Raw genomic sequence first — 16,253 nt, 5'->3', positions numbered from 1 at the left:
ATGCAAAATACCCTCGCTATCATGGCCAAAGCCCCAGCCATGGGCCGCGTAAAAACACGGCTGGCGAAAGATGTTGGCCTGGTTGAAGCCACGCGCTTCTACCGTGTGGCGCTGGCCCGTCTGATCCGTAGGCTTGCAGCCGACCCGCGCTGGCAAACGGTCGTGGCAGCAAGCCCTGATGTGCAGGCGCTTCCAGATCAACGCTGGCTGCAAGACGCAGATGCAGTCGTGCCTCAAGGCGAAGGGGATCTTGGAGCCCGTATGCAGCGCGTCTTTGATACGGCTCCCAAAGGGCCTGTGGTGATCATCGGCAGCGATATCCCCGACATCTCCGCCCGTCACATCGCCCAGGCGTTCAAGGCGCTGGGCACCAACGATGCCGTCATGGGCCCATCCGTAGACGGAGGATATTGGCTCATTGGCCAAAAACGCATGCCGAAAGTGCTCATGCCATTTGAGGGGGTGGAATGGTCAAGCGGTCGCGAACGCGACCAGACGCTCGCTAATTTTGGATCAGTCCGTGTTGGTATGCTCAGTGAATTGTCGGATGTAGACAGCGGTGCGGACCACGCAGGATGGCGAAAGGCCGAGGGCGTCCCCGGCTTCAGATAGGCCCTCCGGTCGAGCCGGAGGGACAGCGAATTGTGGTGCGTGCTGGTTTCCTCTTCCCCCCGCTTTCCCTCCGGCTTGACCGGAGGGTCCATGGGTTAGAGCCTCGACGCATTCCGCACCGTGGCGCCCGCACGCTCGATCGGCGCGTAGACCGGCCATCCGCCAGCGGCGGCCTGATCGAGGGACGGGGAGGGCTGGCCCAACCGTAGGCGGTAGAGCCAGAGATTGGTCATGATGCGTTCCACGTAGCCGCGGGTTTCAGCGGCTGGGATGCTTTCAATGAAGGTCAGCGGGTCCTGCGCGTCTTCGCCGATCTGTTTGGTCCAACGGATCAGATTGCCCGGCCCGGCATTGTACGCGACCGCCATCTGGAACAGGTTTCCGTAGGGCTCGCTGTAGCCCATCAGCTCCTGCAGATAAGTCTGGCCCAGCGCCAGATTGTGTTCGGGATCATTCAGGCGATCGCGGTTGCCGCGTTTGTAGGTCGAGTCCTTGGTGATGTGATATGCCGTGCCCGGCATGATCTGCATCAGACCCGCAGCGCCCGCATGGCTGCTGGCGCCGGTAATGAAACGGCTCTCCTGCCGCGCAACAGCGAGCAGCAGGGCGCGATCCACTTCATAGCCGCCCTCAGGCGTGATGTCAGGGACAGGGAACAGTGCCGCACCAATGGGCTGCGGGCTTGCAAGAGCAACCGCAAGTTGCGTGGCGGGAAGGTTGAGGTCGCGGGCAAGGGATGCCAGCGCGATATCAAGCGACGGGTCGAGGCGCCCATGGGCGCGGCGCAATTCTGCTTCCGCCATGTCCAGTTTGCCGACCTGCACGAGGGCCGCACCGCGACGCACCTGTTCAATTGCCAACAATGCCGTGCGGCTCGTTGCATCAGACACCGGGTCAGACCACGTCACCCGTGGTTCGCGGCCAAGCTGCCGCTGGGCAAGCAGCCCGTAAAACGTCATGCCCGTGCTCGCGGCAATCTCAAGCTGTGTTACTGCCTTGGCCGGCTCGCGAATGGCAAAGTAGGAGCGCGCAGCCCAAAAGGCGGCGGCAGACCGCGTCCAGTCCGAGACGCTGATATTGCTTGCCAGCGCTTCAAAATGCCCTGCTGCAATATCCGGCTTGTCCATGCGCCAAGCGGCAAGCCCCGCATACCAGTCCGCGAGCGGCGCGTCTTCGCGGTGCGAGGCGGCAATGGCTGATGAAAGATCGAAGGCTTTGGCGATCTTGCCTTCAACATAATAGGACCAGGCGATGCGTGCCTTGATGGCTGCGCGTTCATCCGCACCCAGACGGTTGCGGACTTTTGACGAGTCGAGAAGCTGCAGTGCCTGCGTTGGCCGTTCGCGGGAAATCAGCGAGCGCACTTTTCTTGAGATCGTGCGTCCATATCCAGTGCGGCCTTCAGCGCTGGAGCCGGACACTGCATAGACCGAGTGATACGCCGTTGGCCGGAAGGCCCGCCGCACCGGCTTGACCGGCACACTGGCACCACCGCGCCGCTTCATGGCGAGTTTGTGGATTTTGCTGGCGCCGGGATGATCTGCATATTTGGCGAGCCAGGACCGCAGCTCGGAATATTTGGAGCGATAGGCCGTCGGGTGCATGTAGCGTTGATGCAGCACGTGGCCCATCAGGACTTTGTCGGTGAGCTGGCCAATCAGGACGTCAGCCTGCTTGAGGTCGCCACGCTCCTGAACCTGAAAAATCTGGATATAGCGGACGCGATCTTCTTCGGAGAGAACCGCAACCGGTTCACCTGCATGAACACGGCTGGCCATTGTCGTCACGAAAAGCGTAACGGCAAGCAGCAAGACACCGGACAGCATCCAGAAACGCGCGCGGGCATCCGCCTCGCGGTCAGCCTGGATGGCCACAGCAGTCTGAGATTTTCGGCTTGGCATGCGGCCCCCCGGCACGTTGCCCGATCTTCAGTGACGCCCTTGAACGCAGGCGCCCTGTATCAGTTCAGGATTAATCTAGCGGTCAGCCCCAAAGGATGCGAGTCCCGTGCCATCGTGACAGTTAATGCGACGCTAGAGGCCAAGCTCGGCCATCTTGTCCTTGAGACTGAGCAGATCCCGCCACGCGAGGCGCTTTTGTGCAGGTTGGCGCAGCAGATAGGCAGGATGTAGCATGGCAATGGCGGGCATGGTTTGTCCGGCCGGTCCCCCAATGGCTTCGGGATCAAAATCCTTCCACTGGCCACGCAGGCGGGTAATTCCCGTTTTGGTGCCGAAAAGCTCTTTTGCGGACACACCACCTATACACACCAGCACTTTTGGTCCCACCAGCTCGATATGCCGCAGGATGAACGGCAGACACATGGCCGTCTCTGCGGGGGTGGGTGTGCGATTCCCCGGCGGCCGCCACGGCAGCACGTTGGAGATGTAGACGGTTTCGCGGCTGAGACCGATTGACGCGAGCATCCGGTCCAAAAGCTGTCCCGAGCGACCCACGAAGGGCAGTCCCTGAATGTCCTCGTCGCGCCCCGGCGCTTCGCCCACCAGCATGATCTTTGCCTGCGGATTGCCGTCCGCAAAAACCAGATTCTTGGCGGTGGCTTTCAGCGGGCAGCCGGTAAAGCCCGCCATGGCCGCACGCAGTTCGTCCAGATTTGACGCAGCGGCGGCAAGGGCCCGCGCGTCATCAATGGCGGCCTTGTCATCGGCGAGTTCCGCTTGAGGTGCCTGTGGCCTGAGAGGTTGTCTGGCCCCGGGAAGCGGCGGTTTTGCGCCGGTCGAAGCCCTGGGCTCCGGCTCTGGCACAGCTGCCAGCCGGTCGATGGGCTCGTCCCCAATGGCCTCATCCGCACCGGCTTCCACAAACCAGCGCAGCAGGTCGGCCAGCTGGGTGTGCTCATCAGCGGATGTGGAAAGATCATGCATGGGCGCTAGTTTTAAGGGGGCAGGCGGCGCGAGTCACACCTGCATTCGCTATTTCGTCTTAATGGGGCGCATCATTTGTGTGCTGGTGCGCAACAGGGTCGTTTTCTGCGGCCGGATTTGCGCCGCTTGACCGCAAAAGGGGCTTGGCCCCATAAACGCGGTCCGTCATGCCGGGTATGGCGGAATTCTGCGATTGAATAGAACAATTTATGCCAGCCACCCGGCATCTGGTTTCCGTTGCGGCCATGTGAAGATCGGGCCAAGACCGGACACGAAATTCGACCTAGGAGGTTCTTGTGTCAGACGCCCTCAAGAAGGCCAGCGAAGTCAACGCGACGCAGGGGTTCATTTTGCACCCCGAGCAGCGCGAAGCGATGGAATATGACGTGGTGATTGTCGGAGCAGGCCCCGCCGGTCTGTCCGCCGCGATCCGCCTCAAGCAGCAGGCAGCTGAACACGATTTTGAAATCTCCGTCTGCGTGCTGGAAAAGGGCGCAGAAGTTGGCGCGCACATCCTCTCCGGCGCGGTGATTGATCCCGTCGGCCTTGATGACCTCATTCCAGACTGGCGCGACGACGAGACTTGCCCGGTGAAAACGGAAGTAAAAGCAGACCATTTCATGGTGCTCGGGCCGTCCGGCTCCATCCGCCTGCCAAACTTCATGATGCCGCCACTGATGAACAATCACGGCAACTACATTGCGAGCCTCGGCAACACATGTAAGTGGCTGGCTGAAAAGGCGGAAGCGCTGGGCGTCGAAATCTATCCGGGCTTCGCCGCGGCTGAAGTCCTCTACAACGAAGACGGCTCCGTCAAAGGCGTGGCCACCGGCGATATGGGCGTTGGCAAGAACGGTGAACCGAAAGACGGTTACATGCCCGGCATGGAACTGCTCGGCAAATACACCTTCTTTGCAGAAGGCGTGCGCGGCTCCTTGTCCAAGCATGTGATCCGCAACTTTGATCTGGACGCAGACAGCGAGCCGCAGAAATTCGGCATCGGCATCAAGGAAGTGTGGGAAATTGATCCTGCCAAGCACAAGAAGGGTCTTGTGCAGCACTCCTTTGGCTGGCCTCTCGGCATCAAGACCGGCGGTGGGTCCTTCCTTTATCACTTCGACGAAAACCTGGTGGCGGTCGGCTTTGTGGTTCACCTGAACTACTCCAACCCATACCTCTCACCGTTCGACGAGTTCCAGCGGTTCAAGACGCACCCGACGGTCCGTCCGACCTTTGAAGGCGGCAAGCGCCTGAGCTATGGCGCGCGTGCCATCACCGAAGGTGGTTTCCAGTCTGTACCCAAGCTGTCCTTCCCCGGTGGCGTGCTGGTGGGTTGTTCAGCTGGTTTCGTCAACGTGCCGCGCATCAAAGGCAGCCACAACGCCATGGCCACCGGCATGATGGCCGCAGACAGCGCCTTTGAAGCGATCCGTGATGGCCGCGCAGCCGATGAACTCACCACCTATCAGGCCGCTTACGAAACAAGCCACGTGGCCAAGGATCTTAAGCGCGTGCGCAACGTGAAGCCGCTGTGGTCCAAGTTCGGCACGCTGATCGGCATCGGTCTTGGCGGCATTGATATGTGGATGAACAATCTGGGGATCGGCCTGCCGTTCACCCTCAAGCATGGCAAGACAGACGCTGCGTCTTTGAAGCCTGCGGCAAAGTTCAAGCCAATCGATTATCCAAAGCCGGACGGCGAAATCTCCTTCGACAAGCTCTCTTCAGTGTTCCTGTCTTCCACCAACCACGAGGAAGATCAGCCGGCTCACCTGACCCTTGGCGATCCCAACATCCCCATCCAGACCAATCTGCCCACATGGGCGGAGCCCGCCCAGCGTTTCTGTCCGGCCGGTGTGTATGAAGTGGTGAGCAATGACGATGGCAGCGATCCGAAATTCCAGATCAACGCCCAGAACTGCGTTCACTGCAAAACCTGCGACATCAAAGACCCCAGCCAGAACATCAACTGGGTGGTGCCGGAAGGTGGCGGGGGGCCGATCTACGTCAACATGTAGATAAATGGGCTTCAAACCCCTCATGTGGATTTGATGGGCGTATTTACGCCCGCTCAGCTATGGTGCGTATTCGCATGTGGCTAGGCAGGTGGAGCGTTTTATCGTGCAGTTGGTTCTGAATCGTCCCGGAGTAGTGCGGCCAGGCATGGTGCGTATTGCCGCCATTGGTCTTGCCGCAAGCCTGCTCGCTGGCTGTGCCGGATTTGGCGGCCTCGACGCCCGTGATTTTGACAGCAGCACAGTCGGCAAAAATCTTCGGGTTGATGGCGCGGGCCGCAATGTCGAAACCAAGCTGGGCAACTATCTCGCGGCACGCCACGCGACCAATCTGCGGGATCGTGATGCAGCAGCCGTTTTCTACGATCAGGTGCTCTCCGAAGATCCATCCAACGATGTAATTCTGGACCGTGCCTTTTTGCTGCAGCTGACTGCGGGCAACATTTCCCGCGCGGGCACACTCGCTGAAAAAGTCATCGCTCAGGACCCCGGCGACCGCACGGCGCGACTGGTGCTCGGCGTTCAGGACATCAAAGCCGGCCGGTTTGCCGGTGCGCGGGGAAATTTTGACAGCGCCGCCGCAGGCCCTTTCACCCGCTTGGTCTCGGGACTGCTAACCGCGTGGACCTATGTGGGAGAAGGCAACTATCCCAAAGCATTTGAAAGCCTGTCTCTGGAAGACGACGGCCCCGGCCACACGCTATTCAGCGCCTATCACACGGCCCTCATTGCTGATCTCGCCGGCGACAAGGTTCGTGCCCGCGAAGCCTATGAGACGGCGATGTCGTCGTCCGGAGGCGGGTCCGTACGCATCGTTGACGCCTATGGGCGTTTTCTTGAGCGCAACGGCCAGGCTGACGATGCCGTCGTGATCTATTCAGGCTATCTGGCTCTGTCGCCGTCTCACCCGATCATCAGCGACGCTCTGGCGCGGGCACGCAGCGGAGATGAGCCAGGCCTGCTGGTGACATCAACCCGCGCAGGCACAGCTGAAGCGCTCTATGGCATTGGCAGTGCTCTGTCGCGTGATCAGGGCGTGGATGTTTCCATCCTCTACCTGCAGCTTGCCTTGTACATGTACGATAATCTGGACGTGGCTCAGGTGTTGCTGGCCGAGCTGCTGTCCAACTCAGGTGATCTCTCGGCCGCCGCCGAGACGTATGACGATGTCTCGTCAAGTTCTTCGCTCGCCACCACGGCCCGTATTGAACGTGCATTGCTGCTCGACCGGATCGGCCGCACAGATGATGCCATTGATGCGCTGTCGTCCCTTGGTGACAGGTCAACAGACGCTGCAAATGCGGACGTCGCCATTGCTTTGGCCGACCTTTACCGGTCAACGGAACGATTCGACAGGGCGGAGGCTGGCTACACCCGCGCGCTGAACCTGTTGCAGTCTCAATCCAGCCGACTTTGGACGCTGTACTACGCGCGCGGCGTTGCTCGCGAGCGTCAGGGGAAGTGGGATGGCGCCGAAGCTGACTTCATGAAGGCGCTGGAGCTTGAACCGGACCAGCCCTACGTCCTCAATTATCTTGCCTATTCATGGCTTGAGCAGGACATCAATCTCGAAGAAGCGCTGGAGATGATTCAAAAGGCCGTCGACCAGCGGCCCAATGATGGCTTCATCGTGGATAGCCTTGGCTGGGCCTTCTACCAGATGGGCCGCTACGAGGAAGCTGTTGAGCAGCTCGAGCGCGCCGTCGAACTTGATCCCAATGACGCGACCATCAACGACCATCTGGGCGACGCCTTCTGGAAGGTGGGACGGCGCACTGAAGCACGCTTTCAATGGCAGCACGCGCTGGAAAACGATCCTGAAGAGGATGTCGCCCTGCGCATTGCACGCAAGCTCGAAAAAGGTCTCGAAGCGGTTGAAGCAGCAGAGGCTGCAACACCTGCTGCGGGCTCCTGACGCGGCATCGGCATTGCGATGACCGGCAACGAATTCAACGCCTATTGCAAGAGCCTGAAAGCCACCACTCACGTTGTGCAATGGGGCAATGCTCATGTGTGGAAGGTGGGCGGCAAAGTGTTTGCCATCGGTGGATGGCAAGACAAGGAACCCGCCTTCACCTTCAAGGTGACAGACATTGGCTTTGAAGTTCTGCCGCAGCAGCCCGGCATCAGGCCCGCCCCCTACATGGCGTCCCGTGGCCTCAAATGGGTGCAGCACTATGAAAGTCCGGGGCTGAGCGACGATGAGCTCAAGGGCTACATCAAGCAATCCTACGATATGATTGCGGCTGCCCTTTCCAAGAAGAAACAAAAAGAGCTGGGCCTGCTTCCGTGACCACCATCACCGAATTCGCACCCGCAAAGATCAATCTCACACTTCATGTGCTGGGCAAACGCCCGGACGGGTATCACCTGCTTGAAAGCCTGGTCGTCTTCGCAAGTGCCGGGGACACCCTGACTGTTGACCCTGCAGAAGATCTCTCGTTTCACGTCACAGGACCTAACGCAGCCGCCCTTGCAGACACGCCGGATGCGGACAATCTGGTGTTGAAGGCTGCCCGCTTGCTGAATGCAGGCGGTGGTCGCGGCGCGCGGATAACGCTCGAAAAGCGCCTGCCTGTCGCTGCCGGTATTGGCGGTGGATCAGCGGATTGCGCCGCTGCGATGCGGGCGCTCAATACCCTGTGGGGCCTTGGTCATGATGCGGCCACGCTTGGCGCACTCGGGTTGGAGCTAGGCGCCGACGTGCCCGTATGTGTTCAGGCACCAAGCCCGTGTGTGATGTCCGGCATTGGCGAAAAGATTGCCCGCGCACCCTCCATGCCGGATTTGTGGTGTGTGCTCGTCAATCCCGGTGTGCCGGTGGCAACAGGCCCTGTTTTCAAAGCCTTGAATGCACAGTCGACCACAGCTGAAAATGACACGTTCTGGCCAGGTGGGTTTTCTGACGCCAAGGCCGCTGCGCGCTTCATGACGACCTGCCGCAACGATCTGGAGCCACCCGCCCGCAATCTGGTGTCAGAGGTTGGCGAAACCGTCCGTGCGATTGCGGCAACAAAGGGTTGTCTCATGGCACGCATGTCAGGCTCAGGCGCAACCTGTTTTGGTTTGTATGCGGATGAAGAGGCGGCAACACATGCCGCTGCAGCGCTCGCGCGCAACGAATGGTGGGTTGAGGCGGCTCATATTTTGAGCTGACGTGGATTATGTCTTGCGGCGACGCAAGATGTTCATTTTGGCGTCCTTCAGCGGTACCACGCGGCCATCTTGCGTCGTAAGAGCAATGGACAGCTTTTCGCCCGTTGCGGATTCTACGACGTCAATCGGCGGCGTGTCGTCACGCAGAAATCGGTCCCCCCAGTCCATCAGAGCCACCAGCACAATGACGGCTTCCATGCCCTGATCCGTCATCCGGTACTCATGGCGCGTCCGGCTCGCGCCCTCGCGGTAAGGGTGCCGCGATAGAAGCCCCGCAGCCACCATCCGGTCCAGACGCTGGCTCAGGGCAGCGCGAGGAATGCCAAGGTCTGCCCGCAGATCCTCAAACCGGGTCACCCCATACAAGGCCTCACGCAGAATGAGCAGTGTCCACCGATCCCCAAACAGGTCGGTGGCACGCGCCATGCCGCAATCATCCATGGCGACCGGTGTCTGGACGACACGGGGGCGAGGTGGCGCGTCGGGTGGAGAATCGGGTGTGGTGTCTGAGTTTGACATATGAACTTAGATACCCTATCTCGAGCTGAGTTCAAAAAAGGAATTCAGATATGAGCTTTCTCGCACTTGTTTTCATCTTCAAAATTCTCGTAACCGGCCTGCTGGTGGGTGTGCCGTTCCTGTTTCTGCCTGCAAGCCGCGTAAGCGCGTCCACGGGCTATGGCGAAGCCGCGGCGCCGCTCTTCAGGCTTTACGGTGTTGCGATTTTTGCGCTGCTGATTGGCTATGGGTATGGCTACTGGCTGCTGGGTCAGGGCACCTTCCCCTGGGGCATCATAGCCATGGGGCTGCTCTCAAACGGCGGTGGCGCAGCCGTGCTGTTTGCTACGGGCGCATGGCGTCGCAGCAAGCTGATTGCCTGTTTCATCACAGCAGTAGCGGTCGCTCTGGCCGTGGCAGCCCTCGCGCCTGACATGGCCGTGACGCCACTTTGGTAGCGCACGCATCCGCACCTGACATGCGCGATGTGCTGTGAAGCTCGGCTCTGGCTCTGGCTGTTGTGGCTAGTAGCTGCGCCTTAATAACTACGGTTGACGCAGAAATGCACAAGGCTGATCAGCACATCGCGCATATCGCTCTCAGGGAAGATCGCCAGCGCGTCGCAGGCAATGGCACCGTAGTGGCGCGCCCGGCCAATGGTGTCATCCAGGCAGCCATGGGCTTCCATGATGGCAATGGCCTGTTCCATGTCGCCGTCGTTCTGGTCCCCGTCGCGCAGTGTGCGTTCCCAGAACTGGCGTTCATCCGCAGTGCCCCGGCGATAGGCCAGAACAACCGGCAGCGTCAGCTTGCCTTCGCGGAAATCATCACCAACCGTCTTGCCCAGCGTTGCCTGACGGCCAGAATAATCCAGCGCATCATCCACAAGCTGGAAGGCAATGCCGAGATTGCGGCCGTATGAAGAAAGTGCTGCCTGTTCGGAATCCGGACGGTCAGCAATCACCGCGCCCACTTCGGTCGCTGCTGCAAACAGCGCCGCTGTTTTGGCATTCACCACCTGCAGATAGGCGTCTTCCGTGGTGCGGGTGTCTTTCGTCGTGGCCAGCTGCAGCACTTCGCCTTCTGCAATGACGCAAGCAGACGTGGAGAGAATATCCAGCGCCTTGAGAGAGCCGACTTCCACCATCATCTTGAACGCGCGTCCAAGCAGGAAGTCGCCAACAAGAACGCTGGCCTGATTGCCCCAAATCTTGCGGGCCGCTTCCTTGCCGCGCCGCAGATCGCTTTCATCCACAACGTCGTCATGCAGGAGCGTTGCCGTGTGCATCAGCTCAACCGCAGCGGCCAGCTTCACATGGTCCGTACCCTGATAGCCAACAATGCTGGCGGCAGCGAGTGTCATCATCGGGCGCAGGCGCTTGCCGCCGCTCTCCACAATGTGACCGGCAAGCTCTGGAACCATCTCGACCTGAGACGCGAGCCGCGACAGGATGAGGTCTGTCACCCGATCCATGTCAGCGCCGACAAGCTCTGTCAGGCGTTCAACAGCATCGCTGCCTTCGCCACGGTCACTTTCAAGAGGAACAACTACGCCCATGCCTTCAACGCCCTTACTGAAGGACGCTCCTTCGCGTGATAAGGTAGGCAAGGTAAAGTCATGACCCAGCCCGTCAATCCGAAGTCTAAGTGCGGTGCACAAACGGTCAAGTCAACTCCCGTGCGGCCCGCTGCCGCGCATTCCACATCTGCAATTGGGACATTGATTCACACGTCATGATTGAGCTTTTGCGCACAAATGACCCGGTTCTTGTCTCTTTTGCTGAGGCTTTGATGCGGGACGCGGGCCTTCGGTTCAGCGTTCTTGACGTTCATATGAGCATTATTGAAGGCTCACTGGGCATTTTGCCGCGCCGCCTGGCCGTCCATGAGGACGATGTGGCGGCCGCGCGCAGCCTTCTTGTGGATGCCGGCATCGACGTGCCGCCGGTTGGGGAGAGCCGTTGGTGACGGATGCTGACGTTACAAAAGCCGAACTTGAAACATCTGACGATGACTTCCTCAGCGGCCAGATCAAATGCCTGCAGCCGCGCAATGGCTTTAGAGCCGGTGTCGACACCGTCATGCTCGCCGCCGCCTGTCCGGCCACGGAAGGCGAGCGCGTTCTGGAGCTTGGCTGCGGTCCCGGCGTGGCAGCCCTCTGCCTCACATCACGCACCGGCGCCCATGTGCTGGGCGTCGAGATTGAAGATGAGGCCCTCGATCTGGCCCGCCGCAACGCGGAGCGCAACGATCTCTCAGACGTCGTCAAATTCATCCGCGCAGACGTCACAGCCAAAGGCAGTGCGCTGGAGGCATTGGGCCTTGAGCCTGAAAGCTGCGACCACGCCATCGCCAACCCGCCCTTTCTCACCGAAGGCGAAGCAACGCCGCCCCCCGGCGACGTCCGGGCGCGGGCATTTTCCGGCCCTGCGGACCTGCTGGCCGCCTGGGTGAAATGCGCCACCCGCATGGTCAAACCCGGCGGCACGCTCACTTTTGTCCATAGGGCGGACAAGCTGGCGGACTTGCTGGCAGCCCTTGAAGGCCGGGCAGGGGGCGCCAAGATTTTCCCCCTATGGCCCGCGCCGCGCAGCACAGGCAAGGCGGCCACCCGCGTCCTCGTGCAGGCAACCAAAGGCAGCCGCGCCCCGCTGGAAATCCTCCCGGGCCTAGAACTGCATGGGCGCGGTGGCCTGATCGCTGATAAAGCGTGGGATATCCTCAGAAAAGGCAGGGAAATCAACATCTCCGGCTAGCTTGTGCAGCCCCGCCGGAATGCCTATGTCTCACCCCATGGGAATTAAAGACAATCTGCGCGGCTTGCGCGACCAGCCCCTTATCGGCCCGCTGGCAAAAAAGCTCTTCAGTGAACCCGAGCCCCTGGTCCATGTGGTGCGCCTCAATGGCGTCATCGGCGGCCAGTCGAGCCCGTTCAATCCAAGCCTGTCGCTGACTTCTGTTGCAGCCGACCTTGAGGCAGCCTTTGCGGACAAATCCGTGAAGGCGGTGGCGCTTGCCATCAACTCGCCCGGCGGCTCACCGGTCCAGTCGGCGCTTATCATGAAGCGCATCCGGGCGCTCTCCGCTGAAAAGGAAATTCCCGTCTTTGCCTTCATCGAAGATGTGGGCGCGTCCGGCGGCTATATGCTGGCGCTCGCAGGCGACGAGATTTACGCGGACGAAAACTCCGTGGTTGGCTCCATCGGCGTTGTGTCAGCTGGTTTCGGCTTCAAACAGCTGATTGACCGCGTTGGCGTCGAACGCCGCGTTTACACGGCCGGCGAGAGCAAAGCGATGCTTGACCCGTTCCAGGCGGAAGACCCCAAGGACGTGGAGCACCTCAAGAGCCTGCAGGCGGAAGTGCATGAAAGCTTCAAGCAGATGGTTCGCGATCGTCGCGAGGGCAAACTGAGCCAACCTGAAAGTGATCTCTTCACCGGCTCGTTCTGGACCGGTGCCAAGGCGCAGACGCTGGGCCTGATTGATGGCCTGGGCGACATGCGGGCCATCCTGAAGGACAAGTTCGGTGAAAAGACCAAGCTGAAACTGGTGCACACCTCCGGTGGCCTGTTCCGGCGCAACAAGAATGCGGCAGGCGTCTCTCACGATGCCTCATCTTCGCCGCTCTCACTGGATACAAATCTGGTCGAAAATAGCCTGAGCGCGCTGGAAACCCGCGCTTTGTGGTCTCGGTTTGGACTTTGAACAAGCCATAAAGACGTAATGAGAGGGACAATCTCATGGGGAATATGATTCTCACCGCCCTGTTGGTGGTCGCAGCCTATGCGGCCTGGAAGACCCTGCGGGACAAGGGCCTTGGCCGCCGCTCATCCGTGGAGGAAGCCGCCCGCAAAGCCACCGAGCATATGGCCGGAAAATCAGATGCTCAGACCCTTGAACCGGGCCGGGACGGCGTCTATCGCCCAAAGGACAAAACGGCCCGTTAAATCCGGGCAACAGCCTCCCGCGAGGCTCTCCTTGACCCCACCGGACACACGCGGCTAGGTTCCGGCGCGCCTGGGATGAATGGCAGTTTCATTGTCGATTCTGTGTATGTCGTCCCGCTCGCGTTTTGGCCGCGTTTTGAACCCATTCCGGTAAAGCACACCCGCCTCCATGACCGCGTCACGGCCCAAGGCCGATACATCTTTTCAGGGCTTGATCCTGACCCTCCAGCGCTTCTGGGCGGACCAGGGCTGCGTGCTGCTGCAACCCTATGACATGGAGATGGGCGCGGGCACATTGCACCCGGCGACCATCCTGCGCGCCCTTGGCCCCAAGCCATGGAATGCCGCCTACGTTCAGCCCTCGCGCCGCCCGACGGACGGCCGCTATGGCGAGAACCCGAACCGCTTTCAGCACTACTATCAGTTTCAAGTGATCCTGAAGCCCAGCCCTGACAACATTCAGGAGCTGTATCTGCAAAGCCTGTACGCGCTGGGTATCGACCCCAAGCTGCACGACATCCGCTTTGTGGAAGACGACTGGGAGAACCCCACCGTGGGCGCCTGGGGACTTGGCTGGGAAGTCTGGTGTGACGGCATGGAAGTGTCGCAGTTCACGTATTTCCAGCAGGTCGGCGGCATTGAAGTCGACATGGTGTCCGGTGAGCTGACCTATGGGCTTGAGCGTCTCGCCATGTATGTACAGGGCGTCGACAACGGCTTTGAATTGGATTTCAACGGCGCTGAAGGCGACAAGAAAGTCACCTATGGCGACGTGTTCCATCAGGCGGAAGTTGAATACTCACACCACAACTTCAACGCAGCCGACACCGAAACACTGTTTGCCCAGTTCGATCAGGCCGAGCGCGAGTGCCAGAACCTGCTCAACCATGAGCCTGCTCTGCCGCTGCCCGCCTATGATCAGGTTTTGAAAGCCTCGCACCGCTTCAACCTGCTGGATGCCCGCGGCGTCATTTCGGTGACCGAGCGGCAGGCCTATATCGGTCGCGTCCGCAATCTGGCTAAGGGTTGCAGCGAAGCCTATCTGAAGACCCAGCTTGAGGCCTCTGATGCCTGAAGCACTCATTGAAATCTTCTGCGAAGAAATTCCCGCCCGCATGCAAAAGCGTGCAGCGGAAGATTTGCAGCGCATGATTACCGGTGATCTTGTGGAGGCTGGCGTCACCTATGAGTGGGCACGCATCCACTACGGGCCCCGCCGCCTGATGCTGGCGCTTGGTGGCTTGCCCGGCGCGGCCCCTGACCGCAAGGAAGAGCGCAAAGGCCCCCGCGTCGGTGCGCCAGAAAAGGCGCTGGAAGGCTTTTTGAAGTCTGCCGGGCTTGCGAGCGTTGATGAGTGCGAACAGCAGGAAGACAAGAAAGGCGCGTTCTACGTCGCCGTGATTGAAAAGCCGGGCCGCCCGGTGCCGGACCTGTTGGCAGACATCATTCCCGACACCATCCGCAAGTTCCCCTGGCCCAAATCCATGCGCTGGGGCAGTGGCACATTACGCTGGGTGCGCCCGCTGCATTCCATCGTCTGCACGTTTGATGGCGAAGTGGTGCCGTTTGAAATTGCCTTGGGCGACAAGAAAGTCCTCAAGTCAGGCAACGCCACTTACGGTCATCGCTTCATGGCACCGGACGCCATCACCGTGCACCGGCTGGAAGACTATGAAGTCAGCCTCGAACGCGCCAAGGTGATGGTGGACGCAGAAGTCCGTATGCAGAGCATTCTGGCCGATGCCAAAACCTTGTGTCAGGCGCAGGGCCTTGAACTGGTCGAAGACGAAGCCCTGCTGGCGGAAGTTGCAGGCCTTGTTGAGTGGCCCGTGCCGTTGCTTGGCGAGTTTGACGAAAGCTTCCTCGACGTGCCGCCGGAAGTGCTCACCAGCACCATGCGCACCAACCAGAAGTATTTCGCTGTGCGGGATGCTGCCACCGGCAAGATGGCCGCCAAGTTTGTCTGCGTTGCCAATGTGGAAGCTGAAGACGGCGGTAAGGCCATCGCCGACGGCAATGGCCGCGTCCTGCGCGCTCGCTTCTCCGACGCCCGCTTCTTCTGGGACGAAGACAAGAAGCGCACACTTGAGAGCCGCGTCGACGACCTCAAAAAGATCGTCTTTCATAAGAAGCTCGGCACGGTGCACGAAAAGTCCGAACGTGTAGCGAAACTCGCGACAGAACTGGCCACAAAGGTTGGGGCTGACGGCGACAAGGCCGCACGCGCTGCACGCCTGTCAAAAGCTGATCTCAGCACCGGCATGGTTTATGAGTTCCCGGACCTGCAAGGCATCATGGGCCGCTACTACGCCCTTGAAGATGGCGAAGACAAAGAAGCCGCTGATGCCGTGCGCGATCATTACGCGCCGCAGGGACCCGATGACGACGCCCCGACAGCCGCTGTCTCCGTTGCGGTGGCACTTGCTGACAAGCTCGACATTTTGGCCGGCTTCTGGGCGATTGATGAAAAGCCGACAGGTTCCAAGGACCCGTTTGCGCTGCGTCGCGCAGCCCTGGGCACAATTCGCGTGATCCTCGAGAATTCTCTTCGGCTCAATCTCGCAACTGAGTTTGCTGCAGCCGGGCAGAGTTTCGGTGAAGGCGCGACTGGCAACGCAAATAGCCTGCTCGAGTTCTTCGCAGATCGCCTGAAGGTCTATCTCCGCGACCGCGGTACGCGTCATGACCTGGTGGATGCGGTCTTCGCCATGGAAGGTCAGGATGACCTCTGGTTGATCGTTCAGCGCGTAAATGCGCTATCAGACTTCCTCGCGACCGATGATGGCGCCAACCTGTTGGCTGGCTACAAGCGCGCGGCCAATATTCTGCGCATCGAAGAAAAGAAAACCGGCGCGGTTTCCGGCGCGGCCAACATCGAGTTGTTTGCTGAAAAAGCCGAAAGCGATCTTTATGCAGCCATTGATGCTGCGACCGGCATCGCTCGCGAGGCGGTGGCAAAGGAAGACTTTGCAGGCGCCATGGCGGCGCTGGCAAAGCTGCGCGGACCGGTGGACCTGTTCTTTGATGATGTCACCGTCAATGCAGATGAAGCCGCACTGCGTGAAAACCGTTTGAAGCTGCTCGCGCAAATCCGTGATGCGCTGCACACGGTCGCAGACTTTTCCAAGGTAGAGGGCTAG

Annotated in this window: 16 protein-coding genes; 12 read left to right on the top strand and 4 right to left on the bottom strand. The window is 60.1% G+C overall.

Annotated features, from left to right (window positions below; translation table 11 throughout):
* The first annotated feature begins 21 nt into the window (after positions 1-21).
* The gene (locus tag ABXH05_RS15715) at positions 22-612 is read left to right on the top strand and encodes a TIGR04282 family arsenosugar biosynthesis glycosyltransferase (RefSeq protein ID WP_353562166.1); all 591 of its coding nucleotides are present in this window, start codon (positions 22-24) and stop codon (positions 610-612) included.
* A gap of 95 nt (positions 613-707) precedes the next feature.
* Here ABXH05_RS15715 and ABXH05_RS15710 read toward each other — a convergent pair whose 3' ends face one another.
* Entirely contained in the window at positions 708-2,513 is a 1,806-nt protein-coding gene (locus tag ABXH05_RS15710; protein WP_353562164.1) for a lytic transglycosylase domain-containing protein, read from the bottom strand.
* A 132-nt stretch (positions 2,514-2,645) separates the two neighbouring features.
* Positions 2,646-3,497 (bottom strand): uracil-DNA glycosylase, encoded by an 852-nt coding sequence (locus ABXH05_RS15705; protein WP_353562163.1) that lies wholly within the window; start codon positions 3,495-3,497, stop codon positions 2,646-2,648.
* A gap of 374 nt (positions 3,498-3,871) precedes the next feature.
* Between ABXH05_RS15705 and ABXH05_RS15700 the strand changes: the two genes are divergently transcribed.
* From ABXH05_RS15700 to ABXH05_RS15685, 4 genes are all read left to right on the top strand, one after another.
* Complete coding sequence (locus tag ABXH05_RS15700) at positions 3,872-5,515, top strand: electron transfer flavoprotein-ubiquinone oxidoreductase (protein ID WP_353562437.1); 1,644 nt, start codon at positions 3,872-3,874, stop codon at positions 5,513-5,515.
* Between the two features lie 103 nt (positions 5,516-5,618).
* Positions 5,619-7,427, top strand: a complete 1,809-nt coding sequence (locus ABXH05_RS15695; protein WP_353562161.1) for a tetratricopeptide repeat protein — start codon at positions 5,619-5,621, stop codon at positions 7,425-7,427.
* 18 nt (positions 7,428-7,445) lie between these two features.
* Complete coding sequence (locus tag ABXH05_RS15690; protein ID WP_353562159.1) at positions 7,446-7,805, top strand: MmcQ/YjbR family DNA-binding protein; 360 nt, start codon at positions 7,446-7,448, stop codon at positions 7,803-7,805.
* Positions 7,802-8,668: a 4-(cytidine 5'-diphospho)-2-C-methyl-D-erythritol kinase gene (locus ABXH05_RS15685; RefSeq protein WP_353562155.1), complete on the top strand. Its 867-nt coding sequence runs from the start codon at positions 7,802-7,804 to the stop codon at positions 8,666-8,668. Before ABXH05_RS15690 ends, ABXH05_RS15685 begins: the two co-directional genes overlap by 4 nt.
* Before the next feature lie 6 nt (positions 8,669-8,674).
* Here ABXH05_RS15685 and ABXH05_RS15680 read toward each other — a convergent pair whose 3' ends face one another.
* Entirely contained in the window at positions 8,675-9,187 is a 513-nt protein-coding gene (locus ABXH05_RS15680; RefSeq protein WP_353562153.1) for a winged helix-turn-helix transcriptional regulator, read from the bottom strand.
* Between the two features lie 50 nt (positions 9,188-9,237).
* On the opposite strand from ABXH05_RS15680, the gene ABXH05_RS15675 reads away from it, so the two are divergent.
* Positions 9,238-9,624 (top strand): hypothetical protein, encoded by a 387-nt coding sequence (locus ABXH05_RS15675; protein ID WP_353562151.1) that lies wholly within the window; start codon positions 9,238-9,240, stop codon positions 9,622-9,624.
* A gap of 80 nt (positions 9,625-9,704) precedes the next feature.
* On the opposite strand, the gene ABXH05_RS15670 is transcribed toward ABXH05_RS15675, so the two are convergent.
* Positions 9,705-10,724 (bottom strand): polyprenyl synthetase family protein, encoded by a 1,020-nt coding sequence (locus tag ABXH05_RS15670; RefSeq protein ID WP_348139168.1) that lies wholly within the window; start codon positions 10,722-10,724, stop codon positions 9,705-9,707.
* Between the two features lie 176 nt (positions 10,725-10,900).
* On the opposite strand from ABXH05_RS15670, the gene ABXH05_RS15665 reads away from it, so the two are divergent.
* The 6 genes from ABXH05_RS15665 to glyS all read left to right on the top strand — a co-directional run bounded on the left by ABXH05_RS15665 (position 10,901) and on the right by glyS (position 16,253).
* Positions 10,901-11,134 carry a putative signal transducing protein gene (locus ABXH05_RS15665; protein WP_043948512.1) on the top strand — a complete coding sequence of 78 codons (234 nt, stop codon included), beginning with the start codon at positions 10,901-10,903 and terminating at the stop codon, positions 11,132-11,134.
* A complete protein-coding gene (locus tag ABXH05_RS15660; protein ID WP_353562149.1) occupies positions 11,131-11,922 on the top strand; it encodes a tRNA1(Val) (adenine(37)-N6)-methyltransferase in 792 nt (263 codons plus the stop codon). Before ABXH05_RS15665 ends, ABXH05_RS15660 begins: the two co-directional genes overlap by 4 nt.
* Positions 11,923-11,959: 37 nt before the next feature.
* A complete protein-coding gene (locus ABXH05_RS15655) occupies positions 11,960-12,871 on the top strand; it encodes a S49 family peptidase (RefSeq protein WP_348139173.1) in 912 nt (303 codons plus the stop codon).
* A 35-nt stretch (positions 12,872-12,906) separates the two neighbouring features.
* Positions 12,907-13,113: a hypothetical protein gene (locus ABXH05_RS15650; RefSeq protein WP_348139175.1), complete on the top strand. Its 207-nt coding sequence runs from the start codon at positions 12,907-12,909 to the stop codon at positions 13,111-13,113.
* A gap of 169 nt (positions 13,114-13,282) precedes the next feature.
* On the top strand, positions 13,283-14,188 hold the full coding sequence (locus ABXH05_RS15645; RefSeq protein WP_348139177.1) for a glycine--tRNA ligase subunit alpha: 906 nt from the start codon (positions 13,283-13,285) through the stop codon (positions 14,186-14,188).
* Positions 14,181-16,253, top strand: coding sequence for a glycine--tRNA ligase subunit beta (glyS, locus tag ABXH05_RS15640; RefSeq protein WP_353562146.1), 2,073 nt, complete (start codon positions 14,181-14,183; stop codon positions 16,251-16,253). The genes ABXH05_RS15645 and glyS overlap by 8 nt, the downstream gene beginning before the upstream one ends.

Source organism: Pyruvatibacter sp. HU-CL02332 (assembly GCF_040362765.1).
In the GTDB taxonomy this organism is placed as follows: domain Bacteria; phylum Pseudomonadota; class Alphaproteobacteria; order CGMCC-115125; family CGMCC-115125; genus Pyruvatibacter.
This window is presented reverse-complemented; position numbering and strand designations above follow the sequence as displayed.